Annotated in this window: 1 protein-coding gene; it reads right to left on the bottom strand. The window is 69.3% G+C overall.

Going from position 1 to position 954, the window contains the following annotated elements:
- A partial coding sequence (locus ABD323_RS41780; RefSeq protein WP_344447302.1) for an MFS transporter occupies positions 1–752 on the bottom strand: 752 nt, incomplete at its 3' end.
- Positions 753–954 lie beyond the last annotated feature (202 nt).

Here is a 954-nt window from a genome sequence, read left to right as displayed (position 1 = left end):
GTGAGCTCGAGCAGCGGTGAGCCCTCCCCCCGACGCTGATGGGCGATGAACAGCCCCAGGACGGGCAGGGCGGCAGCCATCCGGACGAAGTCCGTCCCCTGGACCAAGGGGTGGAAGACCAGCGCCACGGCCACCGAGAGCAAGAGCATCCCGACCAGGTCCAGGCGTACGGGATGCGGGGCGCGGGACTCGCGGACCAGGCGTGAGGTGCAGGCCAGGGCGATCAGGCCGATCGGCAGGTTGACCAGGAAGACCGCGCGCCAGCCGGTGCCGAACAGGTCGGCGTCGACGAGGATGCCGCCGACCGCAGGGCCGAGGGCAGCGGTCAGGCCCATGATCGGGCCGACCAGGCCGAAGGCGGCGGCCATCTCCTTGGGCGGGAAGGAGGTCCTGATGATGCCGAGCACCTGGGGCATCATGATTGCGGCCGCGGCCCCCTGCAGGAGGCGGGTGGCCACCAGCGCGCCGGCCGACGGCGCGAGCGCGCACAGCAGCGAGGCGACCACGAAGGCGGCCAGGCCGATCTGGAAGATCCGTTTGCGGCGGTGGATGTCGCCGAGCCTGGCGCCGGTGATCAGGACGACGGCGAACGCCAGCGTGTACCCGGCGGAGATCCACTGCAGTGCGGTGTTGCCCGCGCCGAGGTCAGCGCGGATGGCCGGCAGGGCCACGTTCAGGACCGACCCGTCGAGCAGATCCATGACGTCGGCGGCCAGGATCACCAGCAGGGCGAGCCATCGGCGGTGGGGCATGCGGACTCCATTAACGGTGTTATCGGATGCGCTAACACCGTTAATCATTGAGGGAACAGTGTTAACATGTCAACATGAAACTGGATCGCACGCTCGTGGTGGACGTCGCGCTGAAGCTCCTCAACGAGGTCGGCCTGGACGGGCTGTCGCTGCGCCGCCTGGCCCAGGATCTGGGCGTTCAGGCCCCCGCCACTGGTTGGCC

This window comes from Kitasatospora nipponensis (genome assembly GCF_039528135.1).
Taxonomy (GTDB): domain Bacteria; phylum Actinomycetota; class Actinomycetes; order Streptomycetales; family Streptomycetaceae; genus Kitasatospora; species Kitasatospora nipponensis.
Note: the sequence above shows the minus strand (reverse complement) of the source record. Positions and strands in the feature narration are given on the sequence as shown.